The organism is uncultured Litoreibacter sp. (assembly GCF_947501785.1).
Lineage (GTDB): Bacteria > Pseudomonadota > Alphaproteobacteria > Rhodobacterales > Rhodobacteraceae > Litoreibacter.
Genome location: NZ_CANMXB010000001.1, coordinates 679,914 through 706,620, shown reverse-complemented (window position 1 = coordinate 706,620; position 26,707 = coordinate 679,914). Strand labels below are relative to the sequence as shown.

The following is a 26,707-nucleotide window of genomic DNA, read 5'->3' as shown; positions in this document are numbered from 1 at the left end:
AATGTCGGGGCCGTCCTAACGCGGCAGGACGGCCCCGACTTTGATCTAAATCAGGCCTTAGCCCAGAACGCGGTCGCGTTGGGCGCGGTATGCGCCTTCTGCACGGTCGATCCAGCCCGAAGAAGCTTTCAGCGACGCCTGATAGTCGTCGTGGATCTTCTTGTAGAGCTCGTCGCCCAGGTTTTCGGCATGCACTTCCGCAGAAGCCTTGCCGAACGCGTCCCAAACGGTGTCTGGGAATTCCAGAACCTTCACGCCGCCCGACTGCAAACGCTGCAGAGCTGCGCCGTTGTTGTTCAGGAATTGTGCGAGGTTCCACTGGTGGGTGTTGCCCGAAGCTACTTCGATGATCTTCTGCTGCGCAGGCGTCAGTTCGTCAAAGACGTCGCGGTTGGTTGCCAGAGACAGACCAGCGCCCGGCTCGTGGAAGCCAGCGGTGTAGTAGGTCTTGGTGATTTCCTGGAAACCGGCTTTCTCGTCAGCCCATGGGCCGATCCACTCGGTGCCGTCGATGGCGCCGGAGGCGAGAGCTTGGTACACTTCAGCGCCCGGAAGGTTCTGAACCGATGCGCCCAGTTTGCCCAAGGCTTTGCCGCCCAGGCCAGGCATACGGAATTTCAGGCCGTTGAAGTCCTCAGGACCGTTGATTTCCTTGCGGAACCAGCCACCGGCTTGAGCGCCTGTGTTACCGGCCAGGAAGGATTTCAGGCCGAAGATTTCGCCCAGCTCGTCATGCATCGCGGCACCATTGCCGTGGTGATACCAGTTCAGCAGCTCTTGCGCCGTCATGCCGAATGGCACGGAGGTGAAGAACGCGTAACCTGGGTGCTGACCCACGAAGTAGTAGTCAGCGGCGTGATACATGTCGGCCTGACCGGCGGTCACGGCGTCAAACACCTCAAACGCACCAACCAACTCACCTGCGGCTTTCACTTCAACCGTCAGTGTGCCGTCGGACATGGCGTTGATGTCGTTGGCCACTTTTTCAGCAGCGTCAAAAACGCCAGCAAGGCCGCGGCCCCATGTGGTGACCATAGTCAGTGTACGGTGGCCCGCTGCGTAAGCAGGTGCGGCCAGCGTGGATGCAGCAGCAGCGGCGGTGCCGCCCAGTGCAGAAGTTCTCAGAAAAGAACGACGATCCATAGGTGTCTCCTCCCAAAGTTTTCATCCCCTCGGCGCAAAACACACGCGACAGGACGGATCGTTACGGTGAGGCGACCTTAACCACGCCGCGCGGCGGATGCTATACCCACTGGCGGGTAGGAAACGGACGAATTTTGCGGTTAGCGCCCGAAAATTGGGCGAATACGTACCCAACTGTCGCGATTGACCCGGTCCGGCCCCTGCCCCATGGTCGATTCGCTATGATCAATCGGGGCCAGTTGTGGCGCGACCGTTTCGCGTTGAGCTACGGCCAGAAGGTCTTCCTTCTGGCGACCGTACCGCTTGTGCTGGCCGTCGCTGCCATCTCGCTGGTGGTGGCCAACCAGTCGCGCCAATTGGCCGAAACCGAGATACGCGAGCTGGAAACCCAGCTGATCGAGGCCAAAAAGGCCGAGCTGAAAAACTACCTCAGTCTGGCGCGCACCGCTATTGGGCCTATCTATGGCAACGCCTTGCCCGACGATGAGGATGCCAAGCTGGAGGTCACCCAAATCCTGTCGGCGATGATCTACGGTCAGGATGGTTATTTCTTTGTGTATGACTACGGCGGCAACAACCTCGTCAGCCCGCGGCAGACCTTTCTCATCGGCGAGAATTGGTCTGGCTTGACCGACCGCAACGGCGTGCCGGTGACCGACAAGATCATCGAAACGGCCCGCGCCGGCGGCTATCATACGTTCGACTGGACCAAGCCCTCCACCGGAGAAACCGCGCGGTTCGTGACCTACCAAATCGGCCTGCAGGATTGGCAATGGGCGCTGGGCACCGGCATCTTCATCGACGACGTGCTGGCCACGGTCGCTGCCGCCCGCGCCAATACCGAGGCGCGCATCCGCCAGACCTTCCTGCAAATTGCGCTGATCACCATCGCGGCGTTGCTGGCGGTGTTTATCACCGGCATCCTTTTGAACCTGCGCGAACGCAAGCTGGCCGACAGCAAGTTGAAGGCGCTAACCGAACGCATCTTTGACACGCAAGAAGAGGAGCGTGGCAGGGTCGCCCGGGAACTCCATGATTCTATTAGCCAAATCCTGATCGGTATTCGCTATACGTTGGAACTGGCCCGCAAGCGGGTCAGCACCAAAGACGCGCGCGCTGAGGGCGATATCGACAAGGGAATCGACGGGCTGACCAACGCTATTCACGAAGTACGCCGCATCTCTGCTGACCTGCGCCCGGGTGTGTTGGATGACTTGGGTCTTGGCCCCGCCCTGAAGTCGCTGATGGAAGACTTCAAGGCCCGCACCGGCACCGACACGCATTTTGAAACGGTGGTGTTCCGCAACCGGTTGGACAAGGACGCCAAAATTGCGCTCTACCGCATTGCGCAGGAAGCGTTGACCAATGTCGAACGCCATGCGGAGGCCAGCGAGGTGTCGCTCGAGGTGTTCGGCCACCGGCGCGGCGCAACATTGCGCATCCAGGACAATGGCACCGGCATTGCGGGCGACCGGCGCGCCGGCGGTCTGGGGCTGCGCAACATGCAGGAACGCATTGACCAGCTTGGCGGCACGCTGCGCGTGCTCAGCACGGATCAAGGCACCACGATCGAGGCCTCCGTGCCGCTCAGCCACATGCTGCCGCCCCAGACCAAAGCAACATCCAAATCTGCCCCAACGACTGACAGGAAAACCGCATGACCCCGATCCGAGTGCTCATCGTGGACGACCACCCCATGGTCGCTGACGGCATTCGCGCCATCTTGGAAAGCTATGACGAGATCGAGGTCATCGGCACGTTGTCCAACGGGCAGGAGGTCGTCGATCAAGTCGGCACGTTGAACCCCGATGTGATCTTGATGGATCTCAACATGCCGCAGCTTGGCGGGCTGTCCGCGACCGAGATCCTGTTGGAGCGCGATCCCGACACCCGCATCCTGATCCTGTCGATGCATGACGCGCCGGAATACGTTTCGACCGCGATGCGCCATGGCGCACGTGGCTACATTCTGAAGGACGTGCCAACGGAGGAAATCCACACGGCAATCCTGACAGTCATGAAAGGCGAGACCTATCTATGCACCGGCGCCACCGGCGCGCTGACACCTGATGCTGGCCAAGACATCCTGACGGCGCGCGAGCAGACGATCTTGCTGCAACTGGCGCAAGGCAAGTCCAACAAGGAAGTCGCGGGAGAGCTGAACATATCCGTCCACACCGTTGAAACGCATCGAAAAAATATCAAACGCAAGTTGGGCATCAATTCGACCGCCGGGCTGACTCGCTATGCGATGGAGCACGGCGTGCTGCAAGGCACAGGTGCAGAGTTCTAGCACCGCGTTTGGTCAATCGGCCCCGCGTTGCTAGACTTGCGCAAAAGTGGAGGATCGTATGAAACCCTGGATCATTATTTTGGTAGGCGTGTTGGCGCTGCTCTGGAACGCCGGCGGCGCGTTTGATTACGTCATGACGCAGACCAAGAACGAGGCTTATCTGGCGCAATTCACCGCCGAGGAACGGGCCTATTTCGACAGCTTCCCCGCTTGGGTTCAAGGCTGTTGGGCCACTGCCGTCTGGTCTGCAGTCCTGGGCTCGCTCTTGCTCATCTTCCGCTCAGGACTTTCCGTTGCGGTTTACACCGTCTCGATCATCGCCATGCTCGTCACCTTCACGCATAACTTCTTTCTGGCGGAAACCAAGATGCACGAAATGGTTGGACAGGAAGCCATCTACTTCACCGCCCTGATCGTTGTAGTCGCGGTTGCACTCTGGCTTTATGCCCGTTGGCTCAAGACCAAGGGCGCGATCAGCTAGACGACAGTTTCCACTTGGTTTTGTCCATCGGCACATAGGCCTCGACCGCGGCTGTGGCGATCACATGGGTCTGGTCGTTATCCGGATCATGCACGTTTAGTCCGCCATGGACGCCGGTGACTTCCGCCCTGCCCCGCGGCAGCTCCGCTGTCAGCGCTGCGATGTCCAGCTTGTCCGGCTCCTGCACCGCGATTGTGACCTGCACCCGCATTTCCTCGTGGCTGATGCCAAGCGATTTGAACATCACAATGGACGAATGATGCAGCGCGTCCTGAATGGCCCGCTTGGCGGCCTTGGTGTAATCCATGCCGTATAGGTCGTTGCCCATGCCCATCTCTAGGATCAGTCTTTCCTCGCTCATGACGCCGCCTCCATATCGAAGCTGACGCAAATCGCGGCATTGGCGATCACGGTGACACCCGACCCGTCAGGCTTGGCCACATCCAGGCCACCTTTGACGACGTTGATGTTGGGCTGGCCATAGGGGAAGACGTCCATAAGCTTTGATGTGTCCACACGGTCTGGTTCTTGAACGCCGACCTCCACATCTATCAGCATCGCCTCCCTGGGGAACCCGAATGCCGGGGCCACGCTGACCGAGTTGTGCCACAGCGCATCCTTGATGGCCCGCAGCGCGGCCTCAGTGTAATCCGTGCGGCGCAGGGACGAGCCCATGCCGAACTCGTTCAATATCCGTGTCTTGGCCATGCGGCGCCCTCCTGTTTGTCAGGTGGATATGCCTTGGCCAAACATTAGTAAATACGGCCCCTCGTCACGGACATGAAATTCGCGCTGCCCGTAGAATCGGTCAAATGGCGGGTTCACCCGGTCCTTCGGCAACTTGTCCAATGCCGGTTTCATCTCAGCATAGAGCCCATCGACATCGTCCACATCAATGTAGACCATTTGCTTGTCCTTGTGGTCCAGCCAATCGACATCATCTCCCGCTTTCAGGATGCGCAACGCCACATTGTCGCGGCGAAGGAACGCGTAGTCAGGTTCTTCCGACGTGAATCCGACAGTAAATCCAAGCGTGTTTTCGAAGAAGGACAACTCCGCCTCGAAATCTGCGCAAAGTAGAAACGGGGTTATCTGGGTCATTTCAGCCATTTTGGCCCTCCATTTTTCGTGTTCTTCTGCATTCAGCCGAAGTCACGCAACAAAAATACAACAAAAACCACCCTCACGACAGATTATTCAGCGTTTTGACTGTTGACGCCCCCTAAGGGGCTGTTAGTGTCTCGGCACTCTCGAAGGAGGCCAACATGGCATCGGTACTAGTCATTGTCGGATATCAGCGCATGGGTCGGTAATCCGGCAACCATAACGGTAACCATGCGCCCCCGCCAAGAACGGGGGCTTTTTTGTGGGTGAAGAGAAAAAGACGTAAACGGAGAACAGCAGCATGACACGTCAAATGACCGGAGCGGAAATGGTCGTCCAAGCCTTGATTGATCAGGGTGTGGACACGATCTTTGGCTATCCCGGAGGTGCTGCGCTACCGATTTACGACGAGCTGTTCCAGCAAGAGCAGATCAAGCACATCCTTGTGCGCCACGAACAGGGCGCGGCCCACGCGGCGGAAGGCTATGCACGCTCCACCGGCAAGCCCGGCGTTGTGCTTGTGACGTCCGGCCCCGGTGCCACCAACACGGTGACCGGCCTGACCGATGCGTTGCTGGATTCGGTGCCTATTATCGTGCTGTCCGCGCAAGTGCCTACCTTCATGATCGGCACCGACGCATTCCAAGAGGCCGACACCATCGGCATCACGCGCCCCTGCACCAAACATAACTACCTGGTCAAAGACACTGACATGCTGGCCAATGTCGTGCATGAGGCGTTTCATGTTGCCACCTCCGGCCGCCCCGGCCCGGTGCTGATCGACATCCCCAAGGACGTGCAATTCGCCAAGGGCAAGTATACCGAGAAGAACAAGGCCTCTACCGGGCATTACGCGCCCAAAGTCAAAGGCGATATTGATGCGATCACTGAACTGGCCGCGCTGATGGAGACCGCCAAACGCCCGATCATCTATTCCGGCGGCGGTGTGATCAATTCCGGTGACAGTGCGACCGCCTTGCTGCGCGATCTGGCCAAGGAAACCAACTTCCCGATCACCTCCACGCTGATGGGTCTTGGCGCATATCCTGCGTCTGGTGAACAGTGGATGGGCATGCTGGGCATGCACGGGTTGTACGAGGCCAACATGGCGATGCATGGCTGCGACCTGATGATCAATATCGGCGCGCGGTTTGACGACCGGATCACCGGCCGGATCGACGCGTTCAGCCCGAAATCCAAAAAGGCGCATATCGACATCGACCCGTCCTCGATCAACAAGGTGATCCATGTGGACATCCCGATCATTGGCGACGTGGCCCATGTGCTGGAAGACCTGATGCGGGTCTGGAAATCGCGCGGCCGCAAGACCAACGCCGAAGGCTTGAAAAAATGGTGGGCGCAGATTGAACAATGGCGCGCAATCCGTTGCCTTGATTACAAAAACTCTGAAAAGGTGATCAAACCGCAATACGCATTGCAGCGCCTTGAGGCGCTGACCAAAGACCGCAAGGACCGCTACATCACCACCGAGGTGGGCCAGCACCAGATGTGGGCCGCGCAGTATCTGGGGTTTGAGCAGCCGAACCACTGGATGACTTCCGGCGGACTTGGCACCATGGGCTACGGCCTGCCCGCATCGCTTGGTGTGCAGGTGGCGCACCCGGACGCGCTGGTGATCAACGTCGCGGGCGAAGCGTCCTGGCTGATGAACATGCAGGAAATGGGCACCGCGCGGCAGTACAACCTGCCGGTGAAGCAGTTCATCCTGAACAACGAACGGCTCGGCATGGTGCGTCAATGGCAGGACCTGCTGCATGGCAATCGCTACTCCCACAGCTGGTCGGAGGCCCTGCCCGACTTCATGCTCTTGGCGCAAGCCTTTGGTGCCAAAGGCATAACTGTCACCGACCCGTCGGATTTGGATGACGCGATCATGGAGATGCTGAACTTTGATGGCCCGGTCATTTTCGACTGTCTGGTTGAAAAGCACGAGAACTGCTTCCCGATGATCCCGTCAGGCGCGCCGCATAACGAAATGCTGCTGGGCGACGCGGGCGTCGAAGACGCCATCGGGTCCTCCGGTGCGGTTCTGGTGTAACTTTGAGTGTTAGCTTCTACATTCTGGCCACGACAAGAATGGTGATTATTCATTACCTCATCTATCTTGTTTTGGTCCGTTTAATGAAGCTGCCTGTCGTCAGCAGAGTTATTGCGATCGCTGTCGCGCTATTGGCTGCGGCGATCCTTGACGGAGCCACGCCACAAGGCTGGGAACCCATAGAGTTGTATGGTGGACACCCGTTCTACTTCTACGTAATTGCTAACGCGCCGGTAGCCGCAGCTGTCCTCATTATCTCGATTGTGTTCTTTGGTGATCGGCCCATGAAGGAGGAGCGTTAGCAAATGTTGAACACAAGATGGTGGCGCTTCTAATGTCGCAAAACATCTACTTCTTCGGCCAAACCGGCCTTCCAGATCCCGCGATCTGGGAGGTGGCGCTGGGCGACCTAAAAGTCGACTACACCGTTGATGTGGAAGAACGCGAGGACGCCTCGCCCGTCTATGGCGAGGTGTTTCTGGATGGCGAAGACCTGATCCAGTTCGAACTCTACACCGCCATGCAGACCGCCAAAGGGTTTGACGGCGAATCCGGTGCATCCGTTTTTGCGCAAGAGATCGAACTGGCCAAGACGCAAAAAGCCGGCGGCTCCCCCGAACTCATTGCCGAGCTGAACAAGACAACCGAAATTCTGGTTCTGGCAATCGCCGCCGAGGACCAGTCCGACGAACAACTCGCCCGCAACCTGGAGCCATTTCTCGATTGGCTCCATGCGACGTCCAAAGGCCTACATTATGTCGACGGGACCGGGTTTTACGATGCAACCGCGCGGCTTTGATCCCCGCAAAGACCAATTGAAAGAGGGTTAATCCATGTCCCCGCTCAACATCAAAAAGGGCACGTCCCGCAAATCCGCCTATGATTTGAAGGACCCCAACGCCGATGTCATCGAAACCCACACTTTGGCCGTCATCGTCACCAACGAGGCGGGGGTTCTAGCCCGCGTCATCGGGCTTTTCTCGGGGCGCGGCTACAACATCGACAGCCTGACCGTGGCCGAGATTGACCACGAGGGGCACCGCTCCCGCATCACTGTGGTGACGACCGGCACGCCTGAGGTGATCCAGCAGATCAAAGCGCAGCTTGGCCGCATGGTGCCGGTGCATGACGTGCATGACCTGACCGAGGAAGGCGCCAGCGTGGAACGCGAATTGGCGCTGTTCAAAGTCGCGGGCTCCGGCGAAAAACGCATCGAGGCGATACGTCTGGCCGAAATCTTCCGCGCCAACGTGGTCGACAGCACGCTTGAAAGCTTCGTGTTCGAAATGACCGGCACGTCCGAGAAGATCGACGCCTTCGCCGACCTGATGCACCCTTTGGGTCTGGTCGAGGTCGCCCGCACCGGCGTCGCGGCCCTGTCACGCGGCCACGAGTAAGCAGCGACATCAGAAACAGCGGCGGCCAGAGCGGGTTGATCCCGGCTCTGGCCTCGAAGGGCTTGCCAAAAAATTCCCCGAACCCATCCAGTCTGGAAGGGGCGGATACGCCCGGGAAGGACGGACAGGCCCAACAGTGCTGCCCGACAGCGCGCTTGGGTAGCGGTGCCGACAGGCGCGCCGGTGCTTTACCCGAGGCAGATCATCGAAAGCAGAACGGCGCGCCCTTTGGCTGATATGTCCCGTGAGGAGGTGTCAGCCATTTGGGAGGAGAGACGCCCCGCGTTAAGCCTCGGGGATAAGGCCGCCTTCTTGGGCTGCGGTCATCTCTGCCTCGTCCACAACGCCGTCGCCATTGGTGTCAATCGCGCCGAAGCCCTCTTCGGTCAGCGTGGGGTACACGGCCAGCATCTCGGTGAAGGACGCAACGCCGTCGCCGTCCGTATCAACATCGACCAGGGCCGCAAACGCAGCACCGGACAGGGCAAAAACAGCAGTCGTCGTGATCAGAACCTTTTTCATTTTAGGTCTCCTAGAGTGGTTAGTTAGGGTCACGAGGCCACCTGCTTGGTGACTTCGAGAGTCAACATGTGCACCCGCCCGCCCGCTGTCAGGGGGTGTTTGCGCTTGGGCCCAAAAACCGCAAACCGCCGCCATTTTTGCGATTTGGGTGCAGCGCAGAGCCGCCCAAAAACCGTTCGGAAATGGCCCAGCCCCCTAATCGGCAGAGTTCTACGCATGAAATACGGGCCAATAGGCGGAAATCCTGCACTTCGCCTCTGCGCCGATCTGACCCGGAATGAGTCGCAGTGAGAAAACCTTTGTCGCGGTGCGACAACCCGTCCCTGCTCGAATCGTGCCACGCTGGGTCACGTTCTGCCCAACTCGGAGCCGCGCCCATGACAACCGACCTGTCCACCGTTCAACGCCCCGTGGCCGAAGCCAACGGCCTGCCAAACGCCCATTACATTGACGAGAAAGTCTTTACTGAGGAACGCGATGCGGTGCTCTACGCGACATGGGCGGGCCTCGCGGTCGGAGCCGATGTGCCAGAGCATGGCGATGCCAAACCTATCGAGTTCCTCGGGCTGCCGCTGCTTTTGATCCGCGACAAGGACGGCGCGGTCCGCGTGTTCCAAAACACCTGCCGGCATCGCGGCATGATCCTGGTCTCCGAGCCGCGCAAGATCGAAGGCGCGATCCGTTGCCCCTATCATTCCTGGTGCTACTCCACCAAAGGCAAACTGGTCGCCACGCCGCACGTTGGCGGCCCGGGCCAAAACGCCCATCCCGACATGGACCGCGACACGCTCGGCCTGATAGAGATCCGCTCCCATATCTGGCGCGACGTGGTCTTCATCAATGTAGATGGCCAGGCCGCCGCCTTTGAGGACATGCATGCCGACCTGATCGCCCGCTGGTCGGAGTTTGACCAGCCGATGTATCATGGCGGCGCGGATAGCCAATTCCAACTATCTGTCACGACCAACTACAAGCTGGCCGTGGAAAACTACTGCGAAAGCTACCACCTGCCTTGGGTGCATCCCGGGCTGAACAGTTACTCTCGTCTTGAAGACCACTATCATATCGAAGAGCCGGGCAAATACTCGGGCCAGGGCACGTTGGTTTACCGCCAGTTCGAAGGCGAGAACGGCCAACGGTTCCCCGACTTCGCGGACCTCAGTGACAAATGGGATCAGGGCGCGGAATACATCACCGTCTATCCCAATGTTTTGTTGGGAGCACAACGCGACCATGCCTTCGCGATTGTGCTGGAGCCAAAGGCCGTGAACGAAACGACCGAGCATATCCACCTTTATTACGCCGCCCCTGAAGTGGATGACGCGATGCGCGCAAAGAACACAGCACAATGGAAAGAGGTGTTCGAGGAAGACATCTTCGTTGTCGAAGGGATGCAAAAGGGCCGCTATGGCCCCGGCTTTGACGGTGGCCGCTTTTCTCCGGCGATGGACGGGCCCACCCACTGCTTCCACGCATGGGTAGCAGCCCGCATTTCCGACCACCGACAAAAGCAGGCCCATGCCGCCGAGTGAGCTGGACGCCCGACTACTGGCGGCCCATGCCGAAGACGACCGCCCTGCCCTGATCAACCTCTATATCGAGGCGGCTGATACCGCCGCAACGGAGGAAGCAACCGGTTTCTACCTCACCCACGCCTACGTCTTCGCGCTCGAAGCCGGCGACGCCCGTGCAGCAGATATCAAGGCGCGCCTCGTAGAGATGAAGCGGGACACTTGACCAGCGCGCCAAACGAAAAAGGGGCACCCGAAGGTGCCCCGTAAGTTTCGCTGATCTCCGTTGCGTTTCGCAGAAACGCGACGTCCAAGAACAGAGTGAAAATCGCAGATTTTGGCGGAGTTCGCCTCTCAACCCATGCACCATAAGAAAAAGGGGCACCCAAAGGTGCCCCGTAAGTTTCGCTGATCAGGCTCATCGTTAGTACCGCCCGGTATCTTAATTGCCTGCGGCCTGATCCTCGTCCAAGGGCGGGCTCACCCGCCCCTGTATCTCGTTGCAAGAATTTTCGATCGAAAATTCTTATCCTAAAACTCTTCGAAGGAAGAGTTTTACCTCTTAGCTACACCCAGACGTGCCGCCGCAGGTGTTGCATTTCATACAGGTGCCGTTGCGCACGAGCGTGTAGTTGCCGCACTCGCCGCAAGCTTCGCCCTCGTAGCCTTGCATCTTCGCCTTGTCGCGCGCCGACATCGACACCGAGCCGGACGTCACCGCGGACGCACTGGTTTGTAGCGGCGCTTGCGTGCTGACTTCTGGCACCAAGGTCTGCAATGCCGCCACCGGATCCGCCGACGTGTCCAACGCCGTCGCGCCCATGCCGCCTTGCAATACACGCAGTTCAGAAGGAACCCGCTTGCGCAGGTAGCCGGTGGAGCTAATCTGCTTCAGCACTTCCAGCGATTTCGACGCCGCGTTCTCGCCCAATTCAGCGATGTTCACTTTGCCCTCGTCTTCGCCGCGACCAAGATCGTCGAATGTCTCGCCGGTGGGTTTGACATGTGCCAGGTCGGTGCGGTCCAGATAGGACACCGCCAGCTCGCGGAAGATGTAGTCCAGCACGGAGGTCGCGTTCTTGATCGAGTCGTTGCCTTGCACCATGCCCGCAGGCTCAAACTTGGTGAAGGTGAAGGCGTCCACGAACTCCTCCAGCGGCACGCCGTATTGCAGACCGACTGAGACCGCGATTGCGAAGTTGTTCATCATCGCGCGGAAGCCTGCGCCTTCCTTGTGCATGTCGATGAAGATCTCACCCAATTGGCCGTCCTCATATTCGCCCGTGCGCAGGTAAACCTTGTGCCCACCCACATTGGCCTTCTGGGTGTAGCCCTTCCGGCGATGCGGCATGCGGGTGCGGGCCTGCGCCTTCTCGACCTCTTTGATAATGATCTTCTCAACGATTTTCTCAGCCAGCACCTCGGCTTTCGCCATGGGCGAGCCGCTTTCCAGCACCTCAGCCGCCTCGTCATCATCCTCAACCAAGGCTGCTGCCAGAGGCTGCGACAGCTTCGATCCGTCACGGTACAAGGCGTTCGCCTTCACACCAAGGGACCAGCTCAGCTCATAAGCCTTCTGGCAATCCTCGATGGTCGCGTCATTCGGCATGTTGATCGTCTTGGAGATCGCGCCGGAGATGAAGCTCTGCGCTGCGGCCATCATGTAGATGTGGCTGTCCACGCTCAGGTAGCGTTTGCCGATCTTGCCGCATGGGTTGGCGCAATCGAAGACAGAATAGTGCTTTTCTTCCAGATGCGGCGCGCCTTCCAGCGTCATGGTCCCGCAAACATGGTCATTGGCAAATGTGATCTGCTCTTTCGAGAAGCCCAGATGCGTCAGCATGTCGAAGCCCGGGTCGTTCAGCTTCTCAGCCGGGATGCCCAGCGTGCCGGTGCAGAACTCCTCGCCCAGGGTCCATTGGTTGAAGACAAAGCGAATGTCGAAAGCTGACGGCAATGCCGCTTCGATCTTCGCCAACTCGGCCTCGCCAAACCCGTGCCCAATGAGGGATGTGTGATTGATCCCCGGCGCGTTGCCCAGCGTCGCATGGCCGACAGCGTAGGAGACGATTTCTTCCACCTGGGAGGATGTGTAGCCCAAAGTCTCCAGCGCCGCCGGGACGGAACGGTTGATGATCTTGAAGTAACCGCCCCCTGCCAGCTTCTTGAACTTCACCAAAGCGAAGTCCGGCTCAATCCCGGTGGTGTCGCAGTCCATGACCAGCCCGATTGTGCCGGTCGGTGCAATCACCGAGACTTGTGCGTTGCGGTAGCCGTGCTTTTCGCCCAGCTCGAGTGCTTCATCCCAAGCCGCCATAGACAGCTTGACGAGGTCTTGGTCGGGGCAGGATGCGTGATCCAGCGCCAATGGGTTGGTGGCCAGCTTTTCATAGCCGTCATCATTGCCATGCGCGGCGTTGCGGTGGTTGCGGATGACGCGCAGCATGTGGTCGGCGTTTTTGGCGTAGCCCGGAAACGGCCCCAACTCTTTGGCGATCTCGGCGGAGGTCGCGTAAGACACACCCGTCATCAGCGCGGTCAGCGAGCCACACATCGCGCGGCCTTCGGCACTATCGTAGCCGTAGCCCATGTTCATCAGCAGCCCGCCGATATTGGCGTAGCCCAGACCCAGCGTGCGGAAGTCATAAGACCGCTGCGCAATCGCTGGCGATGGGAATTGCGCCATCATCACGGAGATTTCCAGCGTCACGGTCCAAAGACGTGTGGCGTGCATGTACATCTCGGCGTCGAACTTGCCGTCTGTGTAGAAGGTCAGCAGGTTCATCGAGGCCAGGTTACAGGCCGTGTCGTCCAGGAACATGTATTCGGAACATGGGTTCGACCCACGGATCGCGCCATCTTCGGGGCATGTGTGCCAGTCATTCACGGTGTCATGGTACTGAATACCCGGATCGGCACAGGCCCAGGCCGCGTGGCCCACTTTTTCCCACAGGTCGCGGGCTTTGATGGTTTTCGTGGTCTCGCCATTGGTGCGGGAGATCAGCTCCCAGTCGCCGTCGTTTTCAACAGCCTTAAGGAAGGCGTCCGTGACCCGGATCGAGTTGTTGGAGTTCTGGCCGGACACCGAGTTGTAGGCCTCCGAGTCCCAATCCGTGTCATAGGTTGGGAACTCAATCGAGGTGTAGCCCTGCTTTGCGTAATCCAGCACGCGCTTGACGTAAGTCTCTGGGATCGCTACCTTTTTGGCTTCGCGGATCGCGCCTTTCAGCGTCTCGTTGGCCTTCGGGTCAACCGCGTCTTCGATCTTGCCGTCCCAAGCTTTGATCGCCTTGAAGATTTCGTTCAGCTTCTGCTCGTGCATCTTGGAGCCTGCGACGATGGACGCCACTTTCTGCTCTTCCAGCACCTTCCAGTCGATGAACTCTTCAATATCGGGGTGATCGGCATCCACGATCACCATTTTGGCTGCCCGACGGGTTGTCCCGCCTGATTTAATCGCGCCGGCTGCCCGGTCACCGATTTTCAGGAACCCCATGAGGCCGGACGACTTGCCGCCACCTGACAAAGGCTCGTTTGCTGCGCGAAGCGAGGAGAAGTTGGTCCCTGTCCCAGAGCCATACTTGAACAGCCGTGCTTCGCGCACCCACAGATCCATGATACCGCCATCATTCACCAGATCATCGCTGACCGACTGAATGAAGCAGGCGTGGGGCTGCGGGTGCTCGTAGGAGGATTTCGACTTGGTCAATTTCCCCGTCTCATGATCGACATAGTGGTGGCCTTGGGCCGGACCGTCGATGCCATAGGCCCAGTGTAGGCCAGTGTTGAACCATTGTGGAGAGTTCGGAGCGGCCATTTGTTTGGCCAGCATCACGCGCATTTCGTCGTAATAGGCCTGCGCGTCGGCCTCAGTGGTGAAGTAGCCACCTTTCCAGCCCCAGTAGCACCAGGCGCCCGCCAAACGGTCAAACACCTGTTTGGCTGAGGTTTCGCCGCTAAAGCGCTGATCTTCGGGTACTTTCTTCAACGCAGCTTCGTCCGCGACGGAGCGTTGCAGGAAGGCAGGCACGCCCTTTTCTTTGACCTTCTTCAACCGCGCAGGCACGCCGGCTTTGCGGAAGTATTTCTGCGCGATCACGTCCGAGGCCACTTGGCTCCAAGTCGCGGGCACTTCCACATCGTCGAGCTTGAACACAATGGTCCCGTCCGGGTTGCGGATTTCCGATGCGGTCATCGTGAATTCCAACGCCTCATATGCGTCTTTGCCTGCCTGCGTCAGCTTACGGTCAATTTTCATCGGTCTTTGGTTCCCTACCTGCGTGGCTTCCGCCCGTGTCTTCAAATCAATGGCCTGCCTCAACGCGGGCCGCGCAATCGTTAGGGGTGAGGATACCTACGGCCTGCACGAGTGATGCAGGCATGGCGCCTGTTGCGGCGCTCACATGTTTAGGTTTTTTCGTCCCGTCCCTGTCGCCACCAAAAAAAACACAACATGTGGTGGCCGCCTTATCAGCCCGCACAACCTGAAGGATATGCCCCCACACCGTCAACGGAATTTTTACCATGCTATGCCGGATTTTTTTGTTGACCTTTCGACAAGTCAGAACGGCCAGACACTACCCACAGATCAGTAACCGTTTGTTAACCACGCCCCCTGTGGAAAAAAACAAATAAAACAGGCCCACTTACCCGACTGACCTTCAAAACCGGTTGAACGATCCACAGATTCGTTCACAGGTTTTTCGGCTCTATGGTGGGACGAAAAGAAACTCATACCAGATATAGACGGTGTTACATTTCCGTTACCATATTGCCGCCAAGCGAAAGCCGCAGCCCGGTTTCAAACTACACGGTTTAGAATTCTGACACCCGAAATGACTAGATATGGTGTCCGAGCTAGAATCACGGTGGCCCGCCGCGCTCAGAGATCCTTGCGCATCATGACGGTGTTTCCGGCCCGACCGTCCTCGACCCAGCCCATGGAGCTGTAGAACCGGACATTGCCTGGCATCGCCACATGGGTCGCCAATCGCAGCTGCGCCAGACCACGCGACGCCGCCTCGGATGCCGCCCGCGCCATCAGCGCCCGCCCAAGCCCCCGGCCACCCGCATCAGGGTGCACCGCCAGAATTGCAACTTTCAGGTAGTCCTCGCCCAGCATCAGAACCAGACCGGCAACGACCCGTCCGGCCTGCTCGGCCACAAACACGATGTGGTCTTCGATATCACCCGCCACGCCACCTGATACGTCCGGCAAATCTTTGATGGTGTCGGCGTAAACGGCATAGGCCGCGTCAATGCAGCGAACCAAGGCGTCCGCGTCGCTCAGGTCAGCACGTCGCAGTATCCGATCCGGCATCGCGATGGTCCTAGGGGAGAGCTTTACAAATGGTCGGGGCGAGAAGATTCGAACTTCCGACCCCCTGTACCCAAAACAGGTGCGCTACCAGGCTGCGCCACGCCCCGTCCATCTGTGAGGGGGTACCTACCCCCAACGGCTGGCTTTGAAAAGCCTAAATTCGCAGGTGAAGACCTACTTTTCGTCGCAAGCCCAGCCGGCCACATCTTGCGGCATCTGCGGGTGGCGCAATTGGGTGCCGACGGCGATCCCCATTCGTCTCGCCAAGCCGCCATTGATCTCCAGCACGGCCAGCAACGGCGCGTCGCCGCCTGAAAGCGGCGTCTCGTCCAAAGGCACCGCGTTTTCGTGCAATGTCACCACGGTTCCGGTCTCATCGAGAAACAGCAGGTCCAGCGGGATCAGGGTGTTGCGCATCCAGAATGACAAAGGCTGCGCACGTTCATAGATGAAAAGCATGCCCGACAATGTCGGCATGGATTCGCGAAACATCAGACCGCGGGCCCGTTCCGCCTCGTCATCTGCAATCTCGACGCTGAACCGCGCCTTGCCCCAATCGCCGCGCAGATCCACCTGCCCGGGCGCGCACATAGAAAGAGCGCCTGCGGTTGCAGACGCCCAAACCAATGTTCCTAGGAGAATCGATTTAGCTGTTGTTGAGCGCATAGTCCCAAGAGTGTACCTCGGCCGCCATCTGACCGCGATCCCCTTCGACAATGCGCAGGCACACGCCTTCGCCGGCTTCCAGATCGGCCAGCCCACATTTGCGCAGCACTTCGATATGCAGGAAAATGTCGTTGTTCTCGCCAAACGCGTTCGCGAAGCCGAACCCTTTTGCCTTGTCGAACCATTTCACCCGCGCGGGCGTCAATGCGACGTCGCTCAGATTCTCCGCGTCGATGGAGAAGCCCGTGGCCGCCTCCCCGCCTTCCGGCGGCGTCACCGAAACGACCTCGACCGCCTGCAGGCCGCGCTCCGTGCGCTGTACCCGCAATTCAACTTGCGATGCGTCAGCGACCGAGCCCTGACCGAAATTGCGCAACACATTTGCATGCAACAAAATATCGGGCCCACCTGCGTCGGCCACAACAAATCCAAATCCTTTGGCGGCATCAAACCACTTTACGTGGCCCGCCACGAGCGACGTTTCGCCCGAAAGTTCAAGTGTCTCTGTCATCCAAGTTGTGTCGAAGCTCTCGACACCCCCAAGCCTGCCCATGAGCTAACCCCGTTTATTCGTTATAAGTCTTTAGGGTCTCATGGTTTCAATAATTAAGATAGGTACGTGTTTCCTGTCCTGCGGGTGACCAACGCGTAACGGGCGCGGCCGGAAAAAGTCTCACGGGTTAAGTCGTTCGATGGACCAGTTTTGGCCCGGTTCGTCACGGGTCCAACGGAACCGGTCATGCAACCGGAAGGCCCCGTCGGCCCAGAATTCTATCTCCACCGGGGTGATGCGGAACCCGCCCCAAAACGGTGGTCTGCTGGGGTTCGTCCCCATTTGCGCGGTGATCTTGGCCACTTTCGCCATAAGGCTGCTGCGCGATTTCAAAGGGCGGGACTGGTCTGACGCCCAGGCGCCCAACCGGCTCTTGAGGGAGCGCGAGTTGTAATACGCGTCGGCCTGCGGCCCGTCTTCGCGGGTGATGGTGCCGCGCACCCGAATTTGTCGTCTCAGAGATTTCCAGTGCATGACAAACGCCGCTTTACCTGTGGCGTCCAACTCGCCAGCCTTTACGCCCTCATAGTTGGTGTAGAACACAAATGCGTCGTCCTCGACATCCTTTAGCAACACCATGCGGACATTCGGCAAACCTCCGCCGTCCACCGTGGCAAGCGCGATCGCGTTCGGGTCATTGGGCTCGGACGCCTCTGCCTCCGCCATCCACGACCGGATGATGGTGAAAGGGTCGTCCCCCGCAAAGATGCCGTCTCGGTCGCTCATTTCAAGAATGCCTGTTTTTTGGTCATACTTCGGTAACGCCATGGCGGATGACATTTCAATACTGACCTTGCGTCCGCCATAGCCCGCTTGAAGCTACATGTGCTTTCGCCTACACCCAATGCAATATCTAAATAGGACGGGATACGGGTATGTCGAACGGTTTGATGGCGGGCAAGCGCGGCCTGATTATGGGGGTGGCGAACGACAAATCCATCGCGTGGGGCATCGCCAAGGCCTGCGCGGATGCGGGCGCTGAGATTGCCTTCTCCTATCAGGGCGACGCCCTGCTGAAACGGGTGCGCCCGCTGGCCGACAGCATCGGCGCAAAACATGTGCTGCCCTGCGATGTCGGTGACGGCGCGTCCATCGACGCGTTGTTCGACACGCTCAAGCAAGATTGGGGCAGTTTGGATTTCGTGGTGCATGCGATCGGCTTCTCTGACAAGAACGAATTGCGCGGGCGGTATGTAGACACCTCACCCGACAACTTCCGCATGTCAATGGATATATCTGTGTACTCATTCACAGCTGTTGCGCAGCGCGCCGAAAAGCTGATGACAAATGGCGGCTCGATGCTGACGCTGACCTATTACGGCGCCGAGAAGGTCATGCCGCATTATAATGTGATGGGCGTGGCCAAGGCGGCGCTTGAGGCGTCGGTCAAATATCTGGCCGAGGATCTCGGCAAGGACGGCATCCGCGTGAACGCTATTTCGGCCGGTACCATCAAGACGCTGGCGGCCTCAGGCATCGGCGATTTCCGCTACATTATGAAGTGGAACGAATATAACAGCCCGCTGCGCCGCACCGTCACCCAAGAGGAGGTCGGCAATTCCGCACTCTATCTGCTGTCCGATCTGGGCTCCGCTGTGACAGGCGAATGCCTGCATGTGGACGCGGGCTACCATGTCGTGGGCATGAAGGCCGTTGACGCCCCCGATATCGAGAAGTCATGACCGCAACCGCGCTTCTCACGCTGATTGGCTTGCAAACGCTGCTTGCCATCAGCCCGGGGCCCGCGGCGGTCCTGACGATCAAAACTGCTGCGGCGGAAGGTGCGCGCGCGGGAATTTTTCTGTCCCTTGGGCTGGCAATCGGCGTGGTGATCTGGGCGGCGGCAGCGCTTGCCGGCCTGTCCCTTCTGTTCGAATTCGCGCCCTATCTGCAAACCTCGCTAAAATTGCTTGGCGCGGGCTTTCTGATTTGGGTCGGGTTCTCGCTCTGGCGGGGGGCGGATCGCCCGCTCGAAAACGTGGCCGCCGCCAAAAGGCAGCATCCGTTTAGGCTTATCCGGCTTGGTATCTGGACCGACCTCGCCAATCCAAAGGCTCTCGCCTATTTCGCAGCCGTTTTCACGACCATTATGCCGACCGAAGCAAGTATGGGCTGGACCCTTGCCATCCTCGCCATCATATTTGCGATAGAGATGGTATGGTACACCCTTCTCTCGCTGGTCTTTTCACGCAGTGGCCCCCGACGCGCCTATATCCGCGCGAAGGGGTGGCTTGACCGCCTTTTTGGCGCACTTCTTGCACTTCTGGGTGCTCGTATAGCCCTACCGTAAGTTTCAGATGAGGACTCCATGACCGACCGCCTGCCCCACGAAAAAGGGTTCCACATCAGCTGGGACCAGATTCACCGCGACAGCCGCGCGCTTGCGTGGCGGCTCGACGGGCATGGCCCGGATGAGGGCGCGTGGAAGGCCGTGGTTGCCATTACCCGCGGCGGCATGGCCCCAGCGATGATCGCCGCGCGGGAGCTGGACATCCGCACAGTCGATACGATCTCGATCAAATCTTATGACCATCAGGCCCAATCCGAGGCCAAGGTGCTGAAAAAGCCCGATGACGAGATGATGGGCGACGGCACCGGCATCCTGATCATCGACGATCTGGTTGACAGCGGAAAAACCCTGGAGGTGGTCCGCGCCCTCTACCCGAAGGCGCATTTCGCAACGGTCTATGCCAAGCCCAAAGGCCGCCCGCAGGTGGACACGTTCATCACCGAAGTCAGCCAGGACACCTGGATTTTCTTTCCGTGGGACATGGCGATGCAATACGTCAAACCCTACCGCGGCACGGATTGATCCGCCGCTCTTTTGAGTATTTTTGGAACGGTGATGATATGACCCTTCTCAACCCAAACATGGCCGCGACCTTCCCGCCCCCGGTGATGGAAGCGCGGCGCTGGTTGGACGGCGTGTCTTTCTCCGACAACCAGCCGCTGATCAATGTCAGCCAAGCCGCCCCCGTTGACCCGCCGCCTGCCTCAATGCGGGAGGCCATGGCGCAATTCATCCTCGAAGATGACGCCTCGCACCTATACGGGCCTGTTCTGGGCCTGCCTGATTTGCGTGCCAAGGTGGCCTCCGTTTGGACCGAAGCCTATGGCGGCGCAGTGGCATCCGAAAACGTGGCGATCACGTCAGGCTGCAACCAGGCCTTTGCCGCGACCATCGCGACGCTGGCAGGCGAAGGCGACGAGGTCATTTTGCCGACCCCTTGGTATTTCAACCACAAGATGTGGCTTGATATGGGGGGCATCACATCCGTTGCCCTGAAAACCGGGGAAGGCCTGATCCCGTCGGCTGACGAGGCCGCCAAGCTGATCACATCAAAGACGCGCGCTATTGCGTTGGTATCGCCCAACAATCCCGGCGGTGTTGAATACCCCGCCGAGACCCTGACCGCCTTCCGTGACCTCTGCCGCGCCCACAAGATCGCGCTGATTGTAGACGAGACCTACCGCGATTTCGACGGCCGCACCGGCGCGCCGCATAGGCTGTTTCAGGACGCAAGCTGGGACGACACGCTGATCCAGCTCTACTCCTTCTCGAAGGCATACCGGCTGACGGGTCACCGCGTCGGCGCGATGATCGCCAGCCCCAAACGGCTGTTTGAGGCAGAAAAGTTCCTCGACACCGTGGCCATCTGCCCCAACCAGCTGGGACAGCGCGCGGCACTTTGGGGGATGGAAAACCTTGGCCCGTGGTTGGCCGAGCAGCGCCTCGAAATTCTGGATCGGTCCCAAGCCATCACCGACGGCTTCCCCGCGCTTGCCGACAAAGGATGGGCCATTGAAGGGTGCGGTGCCTATTTCGCGTGGATGCGGCATCCGTTTGGGATGCCCTCCGACCAATTGGCGCAGAAGATGGTGCAAGACCTTGGCGTGCTGTGCCTGCCCGGCACCATGTTTGTCCCCGAAGGTGACGACAGCGGCAAACAGGCGCTGCGCATCGCATTCGCCAACATTGATCGCGCGGGCATCGGCCAGCTTTACAAACGCCTGACGCAGTTGTCACCCGCATAGGCGCAACACGCGCTTGCCCCCTTCCCCGCAACGGTTTACCAACGCCCAAACCCCTGCAGAAGGCACGACCGACATGGCCAAAAAATCCGACACCCAAGCCCCCGCTTCTTCCATGCGGCGCGGCAAAACCGGCCGCGTCTTTGTGTGGATCATTCTGGTGCTGCTGATCGCGGGTCTAGCGGGCTTTGGCGCAGGCGGGCTGGGCGGTTCCATCGCGTCTATCGGCAAGGTCGGCGAGACCGAGATTTCCGTGCAGGATTTCCAGCGCGCCCTGCAGCAAGAACTTTCCTTTGAAACCCGCCGCCGTGGCGCGCCCGTCTCGATCCAGCAGGCCCGCGCCGAGGGGCTTGATCAACGGGTTCTCGAACGCCTCGCAGGGGTTGCGGCGCTGAGCGAAGAAACCAAAATGGCCAAATTGTCAGTCGGCGACGCCGAGGTGGCCAACCAGTTGCGGGCGGTCCCGGCCTTCCAAGGGCCAGACGGCCAGTTCAACCGCGACAGCTACGAATTTGCGTTGCGCCAGAACGGCACCCGCCCGGGCGAGTTTGAAGACGAGCTGCGCCTGACCGCCGCGCGCAACATTTTGCAGCAGTCTGTCACGGGCGGGCTGACGGTTGACGAGACCTATGCCTCGACAATCTACGGCTTCTTGGGGGAGCGTCGCTCCTTCCGTTGGGCCATCGTTGACGCAGCAATGCTGGACGGCGAAACGCCCGCCCCCACCGACGCACAGCTGCAAAGCTTCTACGAGACCAATGGCAGCCAGTTCGAAACGCCCGAGGTGCGCAAGGTCACCTATGCCTGGATCACCCCAGAGATGATTATCGACAAGATCGAGGTGGATGAGGCCCAGCTGCGTGAGCTTTACGACGCCCGTGCAGAGCAATACATCCAGCCCGAACGCCGCTTGGTGGAACGTCTCGGATTTGCAGACGCCGAAGCCGCGGCCGCCGCAAAGACACAGATCGATGCGGGCGAGATCACCTTTGACCAACTCGTCACAGACCGCGGCCTGACGCTACAGGATGTCGACCAGGGCGAGGTGTCACGTGACGACCTGACTGCCGAAGTGGCAGACGCCGTGTTTGCCCTGACCGAGCCTGGCGTTACTGATCCGGTCAACACCTCCCTCGGCCCGGTGCTCTACCGCGTCAACGCGCTGTTGGAGGCCACCACCGTGACCTTCGAAGACGCGCGGTCCGAACTCACCGGAGAATTCACTGCCGACCGCGCGCGCCGCGACATCGGCGACCAGATCACCGAATTTGACGACCTGCTGGTCGGCGGCGCCTCGATCGAAGAGCTTGGCACGGAAACCGACATGCAATCGGGGACGCTGGACTTCACCGCGGACGTCTCTGACGGGATTGCAGGCTATGACGAGTTCCGCAACGAGGTCGCGCAATTGACGACCTCCGACTTCCCCGAAATCCGCGAACTCAGCGACGGCGGGGCCTTTGCCGTCCGGCTGGACGAGATCGTGGCCCCCGCCCTGCCGCCGCTTGCCGATATCCGCGCTGACGTGGTGGCTGCCTGGACCGCCGACCAGACCGCGCAGCGCCTCGCCGCGCTCGGCACTGAGTTGCAGGAAAAGGTGGCTGCCGGCACGCGCATGGCCTCGCTCGATCTCGCCGCCAAGGCCGAAACGGACCTTGGCCGCACCGACTTTATCGAAGAGGCCCCGATTGGCATGTTGGCCACCGTCTTTGACCTCGAAGAAAATGGCGTGGCCTTCGTACAAGGCCCACAAGGCCGCGCGGCGCTGGTGGAGCTAACGAATATCTCGGCCCCGGACACGACCACCGAACGGGCGCAGGCGCTGCTGGCTCAGCTGAATTCAGCCGCGAGCGAGGGCTTGGCCGCTGACGTGTTTGAGCTGTTCGGCCAAGCCGTGCAGTCCCAACATGGGCTCACCCTGGACCAAACAGCCGTCAACGCCGTGCTGACCCAGTTTGGCGGCGGACACGGCGGCATTTAGACACATATGGCACTGCTTCCTTCATATGACGCCTTTGCATCCGGTTATGATGCGGGGGAAAATCAGCTGGTCTACACGCGGCTGGCCGCCGATCTGGACACGCCGGTCTCGCTGATGCTGAAGCTGGCCGATGCGCAGCCCGACAGCTTCATTCTTGAATCGGTCACCGGCGGCGAGGTGCGCGGGCGCTATTCGATCATCGGCATGAAGCCCGACGTGATCTGGCGCTGCCACGGCACCACGTCGGAGCTGAACCGCCAGGCCCGCTATGACCGCGCCGCCTTTGAGCCCTGCGCCGAGGACCCGCTGAGCGCGATCCGCAGCCTGATTGCCGAAAGCCGGATTGACCTGCCCGCTGACCTGCCTGCCGCTTCTGCAGGGCTGTTTGGCTATCTGGGCTATGACATGATCCGGCTGGTCGAACATCTGCCCGACATCAACCCCGACGTGCTGGGCGTGCCCGACGCCGTGCTGACGCGCCCCTCGGTGATTGCGGTGCTGGACGGGGTGAAGGGCGAGGTCATCGTCTGCTCGCCCGCATGGGTCCGCGAAGGTCTGACAGCGCGCGCGGCCTACGCACAGGCCGCCGAACGCGTCATGGACGCGGTGCGTGATTTGGAACGCGCGCCAGCCTCCGCCCGCCACGATCTGGGTGAGACGCTGGACGAGGATAACCCGGTCTCTAACTTTACGCATGACGGTTATCTGGCCGCAGTGGAAACTGCCAAGGAATACATCAAGGCGGGCGACATCTTTCAGGTGGTGCCCTCCCAGCGCTGGACGCAGGATTTCACCCTGCCGCCCTTCTCGCTCTACCGCGCGCTCAGACGCACCAACCCTTCACCGTTTATGTTCTATTTCAACATGGACGGCTTCCAGATCGTGGGTGCCAGCCCCGAAATTCTGGTCCGCGTCTTCGGCAGTGAGGTCACGATCCGCCCCATCGCAGGCACCCGCAAACGCGGCGCGACACAAGAGGAAGACAAGGCGCTGGAAGACGACCTGCTGGCCGACCAGAAAGAGCTGGCCGAGCATCTGATGCTGCTCGATCTGGGGCGCAACGACACCGGCAAGGTCTCCAAGATCGGCACGGTGAAGCCGACCGAGAAGTTCATCATCGAACGCTACAGCCACGTCATGCATATCGTGTCCAACGTGGTGGGAGAACTCAGCGACGACCAGGACGCCCTCTCCGCTCTGCTGTCGGGCCTGCCCGCGGGCACCGTGTCCGGTGCGCCCAAAGTGCGCGCGATGGAAATCATCGACGAGCTGGAGCCCGAAAAGCGCGGCGTCTACGGCGGCGGCTGCGGCTATTTCAGCGCCAATGGCGATATGGACATGTGCATCGCGCTGCGCACGGCGGTGGTCAAAGACCAAAAGCTCTACACCCAGGCCGGCGGCGGCGTGGTCTATGACAGCGACCCACAGGCCGAGTTCGAAGAGACCGTCAACAAAGCCAAAGCGATCCGCGCCGCCGCCAAAGAAGCGGGTCTGTTTGAACGGGGCGGCAACGGCTAAACCCCATAGGTTTCATCTTGGCAAAAATATGCAAAAGCGTTGCGCCAATCACAGGCGCTGCGCCCGCATGGTTAACCATCCGCTCATTCCAACGCGCTAAACCCGCTCTCGGATCCAGCGGGGCCTAACTAACCTCGCAAAGACAGAACGGGAAAGCGGCAGTTCGTTTGGGCTGCCTTGCACCCTCCGGAGACAGGCAAGGCCGGTCTGCTCAAAAAGCAGGCGGGAACCGCGACCCCTCATGTCGATCAGGGTGGCGCCACCTTTCTTTAAGAACAGCACCGAGACATATCCTACCCGCGCAGCCGCTGGCTGACGCGGGCAAAGGTGCAAGAATTTTCGTCGAAAATTCTTGGATGCAAACTCTTAGATAAGAGTTTGCGACAGCCCGTGCGGATTACCGAAAATCAAGCCACGCAACGTGTCGCTGCAGTCAAGTTCGCTCAACTAAGTTCGGTAAAAATCGACGCAGAAAGAGTATCTAGTTCAAGTCCTGCAACATCACCTGGCTGACCGGTACAATACTCAGATCCGCGCCCTTCTCGTCCAGCGCCCATTCCAGCAGCGCCTTGACCGTTTCGGGATAGCTGCGCCCCACCACCACGACCGAGCCATCTTTGCCCGCATTGAACGCTGCACGGCTGAGGTAGCGTTTGATCTTCGGCGCTTCCTCCAGTTCGGCATCCAGCAGCCGGAACACGGTCGCGGCGGCGATGCCTTCGCGCCGCGCGGCCTGTTGCGCTGTGTTTAGCCCACGGTCATAGGTCACCAGCCCGTGGCCCGTGTCGCGGATCGCGCCCAGCACGGGTTGCAATAGGCTGCGGTTGGACTGAATGCGCCCGTCCAGCGGGTCCATCACCGCTATCGCCTCGTTCAGCACGGAAAAATACCCTGACAGGGCCACGGCCACATCCGACGGGCCGGCAGAGGCAGGCAGGTCGCTGGGCATCGCCAGCACCTCGATCCCCGCGGCGCGGTAGGCGGCTGCGGCCTCGGCCGCATCGGCAGAAACCGGGTCAATGGCCACCGAGAATGGCACGCCCAGCTCGATCAACTCGGAACGCGGCATGCCTTCCGCGCCGGTGTCGATCAGGATCACGGCAAACTGGCTGGCCGTGGGCTCCCCCTCATATGTCGCGGCATAGGCCCGCAAGGCCCCCACCTCCTCGGCGTCCAGGGCGGCCTCTTGCACCTCTTCGCCCGTCGCCGGCGCGTTCGCCGCCTCATCCGTTGATGTCGCAGGGGCTTGCGCCGAGTCGGGCGCAGTCACAGAGGGCAGCCGGTTGGTCACGACGCCCGCAACGGGGTTGTCGATCTTTGGCACCGGCAAAATGATTGGCGTATCGGCGGACACTGTCGTGGCCTCTGGTGAGGTTTGCGGCGCGGCCTCGGGCGTTGCTGCGATCCGGGGCGCGGGGGTGGCGTCCGCCTCCGGGCTGCTATCGGCCTGCGGCAGGACCAGCCCCGATGGCGCGGTGTCCTCGTTGCTCGGGCTTCCTGCAAGGTCGGTCACAGCTGGGGTGGCCTCTTCGGCGGAGGGGGCCGCCGGGGCCGTGCCGTCCACATTTGCGACCTGCGGCGCGCTTGGCGCGTCTTGGGTGGTAACTGCGGCCTCAGCCGTGTCTTGTTCCAGCGTCGGCGCCTGCGCGGTGGTCACGGCGGGGTCGCTTTGGGGCGCAGCTGTCTGGGCGGTGCCGCCATCGGCGACAACCGGATTGGCCTGCGGCGCATCAACCTGCGCCTGAGGCGCGGTCGCGTCTTCTTCGGATTGGGTTGGTGTTGTCTCTGCAACCGCCGTTTGTGTGGTGTCGGTCTCAGCTTCGGTGTCCGTCGGCGCGGTGTCGGCCTGTTTGGTTTCAGCCTGTTCGGTGGTGTCGGCCTGTTCAGGGGCCTGCGTTTGCTCCGAGGTCTCATCCGGCGCGGCCTCTGACGTGTCCGCCGGAGCCTCTACCGGCACCCGCATCGCGGCCTTCTCTGCTGGCAGCGGCGCGTAAAGCGACAGGACCGTTACGACGAGCCCGCCAAAAGCCCCGCCCCAAATAACACCAGATAGCATGCCTCTGCCCACGTTACGCTCCTTCGCGTTGCTGGCGCGCGGTGCGCCATCAGTCTCACCTCGGTGCCCGC

Annotated in this window: 26 protein-coding genes and 1 tRNA gene; 15 read left to right on the top strand and 12 right to left on the bottom strand. The window is 60.1% G+C overall.

All coding sequences use genetic code 11. The features are described 5' to 3' along the window. Positions 1 to 57 precede the first annotated feature (57 nt). Complete coding sequence (locus Q0899_RS03575; protein ID WP_299191113.1) at positions 58 to 1,143, bottom strand: ABC transporter substrate-binding protein; 1,086 nt, start codon at positions 1,141 to 1,143, stop codon at positions 58 to 60. 221 nt (positions 1,144 to 1,364) lie between these two features. Between Q0899_RS03575 and Q0899_RS03570 the strand changes: the two genes are divergently transcribed. From Q0899_RS03570 to Q0899_RS03560, 3 genes are read left to right on the top strand one after another with little or no spacing between them, the layout of a single operon-like run. After that, complete coding sequence (locus Q0899_RS03570; RefSeq protein ID WP_299191112.1) at positions 1,365 to 2,804, top strand: cache domain-containing protein; 1,440 nt, start codon at positions 1,365 to 1,367, stop codon at positions 2,802 to 2,804. Then, entirely contained in the window at positions 2,801 to 3,436 is a 636-nt protein-coding gene (locus Q0899_RS03565) for a response regulator transcription factor (RefSeq protein WP_298291563.1), read from the top strand. Before Q0899_RS03570 ends, Q0899_RS03565 begins: the two co-directional genes overlap by 4 nt. 58 nt (positions 3,437 to 3,494) lie before the next feature. Further along, the gene (locus Q0899_RS03560) at positions 3,495 to 3,917 is read left to right on the top strand and encodes a hypothetical protein (RefSeq protein WP_299191111.1); all 423 of its coding nucleotides are present in this window, start codon (positions 3,495 to 3,497) and stop codon (positions 3,915 to 3,917) included. Here Q0899_RS03560 and Q0899_RS03555 read toward each other — a convergent pair. From Q0899_RS03555 to Q0899_RS03545, 3 genes are read right to left on the bottom strand one after another with little or no spacing between them, the layout of a single operon-like run. Then, positions 3,910 to 4,278, bottom strand: a complete 369-nt coding sequence (locus Q0899_RS03555) for a Lin0512 family protein (RefSeq protein WP_298291569.1) — start codon at positions 4,276 to 4,278, stop codon at positions 3,910 to 3,912. The two genes, Q0899_RS03560 and Q0899_RS03555, sit on opposite strands and share 8 nt — an antisense overlap. Beyond that, entirely contained in the window at positions 4,275 to 4,625 is a 351-nt protein-coding gene (locus Q0899_RS03550) for a Lin0512 family protein (protein ID WP_299191110.1), read from the bottom strand. The genes Q0899_RS03555 and Q0899_RS03550 overlap by 4 nt, the downstream gene beginning before the upstream one ends. 18 nt (positions 4,626 to 4,643) lie before the next feature. Next, the gene (locus Q0899_RS03545) at positions 4,644 to 5,027 is read right to left on the bottom strand and encodes a VOC family protein (protein WP_299191109.1); all 384 of its coding nucleotides are present in this window, start codon (positions 5,025 to 5,027) and stop codon (positions 4,644 to 4,646) included. A 295-nt stretch (positions 5,028 to 5,322) separates the two neighbouring features. On the opposite strand from Q0899_RS03545, the gene Q0899_RS03540 reads away from it, so the two are divergent. Genes Q0899_RS03540 through ilvN form a run of 4 tightly spaced genes read left to right on the top strand, consistent with a single transcriptional unit; the run spans position 5,323 to position 8,477 of the window. Continuing rightward, positions 5,323 to 7,080: an acetolactate synthase 3 large subunit gene (locus Q0899_RS03540; protein ID WP_299191108.1), complete on the top strand. Its 1,758-nt coding sequence runs from the start codon at positions 5,323 to 5,325 to the stop codon at positions 7,078 to 7,080. A gap of 38 nt (positions 7,081 to 7,118) precedes the next feature. Next, positions 7,119 to 7,382, top strand: a complete 264-nt coding sequence (locus Q0899_RS03535; protein ID WP_299191107.1) for a hypothetical protein — start codon at positions 7,119 to 7,121, stop codon at positions 7,380 to 7,382. Positions 7,383 to 7,399: 17 nt separating this feature from the next. Beyond that, a complete protein-coding gene (locus Q0899_RS03530) occupies positions 7,400 to 7,879 on the top strand; it encodes a hypothetical protein (RefSeq protein ID WP_299191106.1) in 480 nt (159 codons plus the stop codon). 34 nt (positions 7,880 to 7,913) lie between these two features. Beyond that, positions 7,914 to 8,477, top strand: coding sequence for an acetolactate synthase small subunit (gene ilvN / locus Q0899_RS03525; RefSeq protein ID WP_298291583.1), 564 nt, complete (start codon positions 7,914 to 7,916; stop codon positions 8,475 to 8,477). 285 nt (positions 8,478 to 8,762) lie between these two features. Here ilvN and Q0899_RS03520 read toward each other — a convergent pair whose 3' ends face one another. Then, complete coding sequence (locus Q0899_RS03520; protein ID WP_298291589.1) at positions 8,763 to 8,999, bottom strand: hypothetical protein; 237 nt, start codon at positions 8,997 to 8,999, stop codon at positions 8,763 to 8,765. 377 nt (positions 9,000 to 9,376) lie between these two features. On the opposite strand from Q0899_RS03520, the gene Q0899_RS03515 reads away from it, so the two are divergent. Beyond that, positions 9,377 to 10,531: an aromatic ring-hydroxylating dioxygenase subunit alpha gene (locus Q0899_RS03515; protein WP_299191105.1), complete on the top strand. Its 1,155-nt coding sequence runs from the start codon at positions 9,377 to 9,379 to the stop codon at positions 10,529 to 10,531. Beyond that, the gene (locus Q0899_RS03510; RefSeq protein ID WP_299191104.1) at positions 10,518 to 10,736 is read left to right on the top strand and encodes a hypothetical protein; all 219 of its coding nucleotides are present in this window, start codon (positions 10,518 to 10,520) and stop codon (positions 10,734 to 10,736) included. Before Q0899_RS03515 ends, Q0899_RS03510 begins: the two co-directional genes overlap by 14 nt. A gap of 336 nt (positions 10,737 to 11,072) precedes the next feature. On the opposite strand, the gene Q0899_RS03505 is transcribed toward Q0899_RS03510, so the two are convergent. From Q0899_RS03505 to pdxH, 6 genes are all read right to left on the bottom strand, one after another. Next, a complete protein-coding gene (locus Q0899_RS03505) occupies positions 11,073 to 14,768 on the bottom strand; it encodes a vitamin B12-dependent ribonucleotide reductase (RefSeq protein WP_299191103.1) in 3,696 nt (1,231 codons plus the stop codon). Positions 14,769 to 15,392: 624 nt separating this feature from the next. Then, complete coding sequence (locus tag Q0899_RS03500) at positions 15,393 to 15,830, bottom strand: GNAT family N-acetyltransferase (RefSeq protein WP_299191102.1); 438 nt, start codon at positions 15,828 to 15,830, stop codon at positions 15,393 to 15,395. Positions 15,831 to 15,860: 30 nt separating this feature from the next. Next, positions 15,861 to 15,937 (bottom strand) — tRNA-Pro (locus tag Q0899_RS03495). Positions 15,938 to 16,004: 67 nt separating this feature from the next. Beyond that, positions 16,005 to 16,421 (bottom strand): DUF192 domain-containing protein, encoded by a 417-nt coding sequence (locus Q0899_RS03490; protein ID WP_298291605.1) that lies wholly within the window; start codon positions 16,419 to 16,421, stop codon positions 16,005 to 16,007. Positions 16,422 to 16,476: 55 nt separating this feature from the next. Continuing rightward, on the bottom strand, positions 16,477 to 17,007 hold the full coding sequence (locus Q0899_RS03485) for a cold shock protein (RefSeq protein ID WP_298291608.1): 531 nt from the start codon (positions 17,005 to 17,007) through the stop codon (positions 16,477 to 16,479). Between the two features lie 162 nt (positions 17,008 to 17,169). Next, a complete protein-coding gene (pdxH, locus tag Q0899_RS03480; protein ID WP_298291611.1) occupies positions 17,170 to 17,775 on the bottom strand; it encodes a pyridoxamine 5'-phosphate oxidase in 606 nt (201 codons plus the stop codon). 149 nt (positions 17,776 to 17,924) lie between these two features. On the opposite strand from pdxH, the gene fabI reads away from it, so the two are divergent. The 6 genes from fabI to trpE all read left to right on the top strand — a co-directional run bounded on the left by fabI (position 17,925) and on the right by trpE (position 24,580). Continuing rightward, a complete protein-coding gene (gene fabI / locus Q0899_RS03475; RefSeq protein ID WP_298357903.1) occupies positions 17,925 to 18,731 on the top strand; it encodes an enoyl-ACP reductase FabI in 807 nt (268 codons plus the stop codon). Next, positions 18,728 to 19,339 (top strand): LysE family translocator, encoded by a 612-nt coding sequence (locus Q0899_RS03470; RefSeq protein WP_299191101.1) that lies wholly within the window; start codon positions 18,728 to 18,730, stop codon positions 19,337 to 19,339. The genes fabI and Q0899_RS03470 overlap by 4 nt, the downstream gene beginning before the upstream one ends. A gap of 18 nt (positions 19,340 to 19,357) precedes the next feature. Continuing rightward, a complete protein-coding gene (gene gpt, locus Q0899_RS03465) occupies positions 19,358 to 19,861 on the top strand; it encodes a xanthine phosphoribosyltransferase (RefSeq protein WP_298291619.1) in 504 nt (167 codons plus the stop codon). Positions 19,862 to 19,899: 38 nt separating this feature from the next. Continuing rightward, the gene (locus Q0899_RS03460) at positions 19,900 to 21,084 is read left to right on the top strand and encodes an aminotransferase (RefSeq protein ID WP_299191100.1); all 1,185 of its coding nucleotides are present in this window, start codon (positions 19,900 to 19,902) and stop codon (positions 21,082 to 21,084) included. A 73-nt stretch (positions 21,085 to 21,157) separates the two neighbouring features. Further along, positions 21,158 to 23,062 (top strand): peptidylprolyl isomerase, encoded by a 1,905-nt coding sequence (locus tag Q0899_RS03455; RefSeq protein WP_298291625.1) that lies wholly within the window; start codon positions 21,158 to 21,160, stop codon positions 23,060 to 23,062. Between the two features lie 6 nt (positions 23,063 to 23,068). Beyond that, positions 23,069 to 24,580: an anthranilate synthase component I gene (gene trpE / locus Q0899_RS03450; protein WP_299191099.1), complete on the top strand. Its 1,512-nt coding sequence runs from the start codon at positions 23,069 to 23,071 to the stop codon at positions 24,578 to 24,580. 481 nt (positions 24,581 to 25,061) lie between these two features. Here trpE and Q0899_RS03445 read toward each other — a convergent pair whose 3' ends face one another. Then, positions 25,062 to 26,648, bottom strand: a complete 1,587-nt coding sequence (locus tag Q0899_RS03445; protein ID WP_299191098.1) for a divergent polysaccharide deacteylase family protein — start codon at positions 26,646 to 26,648, stop codon at positions 25,062 to 25,064. Positions 26,649 to 26,707: the final 59 nt, after the last annotated feature.

Excerpts from the sequence above, each read along its gene's own strand:
- Q0899_RS03460 (WP_299191100.1), top strand. The coding sequence starts at position 19,900 with ATGACCCTTCTCAACCCAAACATGGCCGCGACCTTCCCGCCCCCGGTG.
- gpt (WP_298291619.1), top strand. The coding sequence starts at position 19,358 with ATGACCGACCGCCTGCCCCACGAAAAAGGGTTCCACATCAGCTGGGAC.
- Q0899_RS03505 (WP_299191103.1), bottom strand. The coding sequence starts at position 14,768 with ATGAAAATTGACCGTAAGCTGACGCAGGCAGGCAAAGACGCATATGAG.
- Q0899_RS03545 (WP_299191109.1), bottom strand. The coding sequence starts at position 5,027 with ATGGCTGAAATGACCCAGATAACCCCGTTTCTACTTTGCGCAGATTTC.
- Q0899_RS03520 (WP_298291589.1), bottom strand. The coding sequence starts at position 8,999 with ATGAAAAAGGTTCTGATCACGACGACTGCTGTTTTTGCCCTGTCCGGT.
- pdxH (WP_298291611.1), bottom strand. The coding sequence starts at position 17,775 with ATGAGCGACCGAGACGGCATCTTTGCGGGGGACGACCCTTTCACCATC.
- Q0899_RS03565 (WP_298291563.1), top strand. The coding sequence starts at position 2,801 with ATGACCCCGATCCGAGTGCTCATCGTGGACGACCACCCCATGGTCGCT.
- Q0899_RS03550 (WP_299191110.1), bottom strand. The coding sequence starts at position 4,625 with ATGGCCAAGACACGGATATTGAACGAGTTCGGCATGGGCTCGTCCCTG.
- ilvN (WP_298291583.1), top strand. The coding sequence starts at position 7,914 with ATGTCCCCGCTCAACATCAAAAAGGGCACGTCCCGCAAATCCGCCTAT.
- Q0899_RS03530 (WP_299191106.1), top strand. The coding sequence starts at position 7,400 with ATGGTGGCGCTTCTAATGTCGCAAAACATCTACTTCTTCGGCCAAACC.
- Q0899_RS03540 (WP_299191108.1), top strand. The coding sequence starts at position 5,323 with ATGACACGTCAAATGACCGGAGCGGAAATGGTCGTCCAAGCCTTGATT.
- Q0899_RS03570 (WP_299191112.1), top strand. The coding sequence starts at position 1,365 with ATGATCAATCGGGGCCAGTTGTGGCGCGACCGTTTCGCGTTGAGCTAC.
- Q0899_RS03560 (WP_299191111.1), top strand. The coding sequence starts at position 3,495 with ATGAAACCCTGGATCATTATTTTGGTAGGCGTGTTGGCGCTGCTCTGG.
- trpE (WP_299191099.1), top strand. The coding sequence starts at position 23,069 with ATGGCACTGCTTCCTTCATATGACGCCTTTGCATCCGGTTATGATGCG.
- Q0899_RS03555 (WP_298291569.1), bottom strand. The coding sequence starts at position 4,278 with ATGAGCGAGGAAAGACTGATCCTAGAGATGGGCATGGGCAACGACCTA.
- Q0899_RS03490 (WP_298291605.1), bottom strand. The coding sequence starts at position 16,421 with ATGTGCGCGCCCGGGCAGGTGGATCTGCGCGGCGATTGGGGCAAGGCG.
- fabI (WP_298357903.1), top strand. The coding sequence starts at position 17,925 with ATGTCGAACGGTTTGATGGCGGGCAAGCGCGGCCTGATTATGGGGGTG.
- Q0899_RS03575 (WP_299191113.1), bottom strand. The coding sequence starts at position 1,143 with ATGGATCGTCGTTCTTTTCTGAGAACTTCTGCACTGGGCGGCACCGCC.
- Q0899_RS03455 (WP_298291625.1), top strand. The coding sequence starts at position 21,158 with ATGGCCAAAAAATCCGACACCCAAGCCCCCGCTTCTTCCATGCGGCGC.
- Q0899_RS03510 (WP_299191104.1), top strand. The coding sequence starts at position 10,518 with ATGCCGCCGAGTGAGCTGGACGCCCGACTACTGGCGGCCCATGCCGAA.
- Q0899_RS03470 (WP_299191101.1), top strand. The coding sequence starts at position 18,728 with ATGACCGCAACCGCGCTTCTCACGCTGATTGGCTTGCAAACGCTGCTT.
- Q0899_RS03500 (WP_299191102.1), bottom strand. The coding sequence starts at position 15,830 with ATGCCGGATCGGATACTGCGACGTGCTGACCTGAGCGACGCGGACGCC.
- Q0899_RS03535 (WP_299191107.1), top strand. The coding sequence starts at position 7,119 with ATGGTGATTATTCATTACCTCATCTATCTTGTTTTGGTCCGTTTAATG.
- Q0899_RS03485 (WP_298291608.1), bottom strand. The coding sequence starts at position 17,007 with ATGACAGAGACACTTGAACTTTCGGGCGAAACGTCGCTCGTGGCGGGC.
- Q0899_RS03515 (WP_299191105.1), top strand. The coding sequence starts at position 9,377 with ATGACAACCGACCTGTCCACCGTTCAACGCCCCGTGGCCGAAGCCAAC.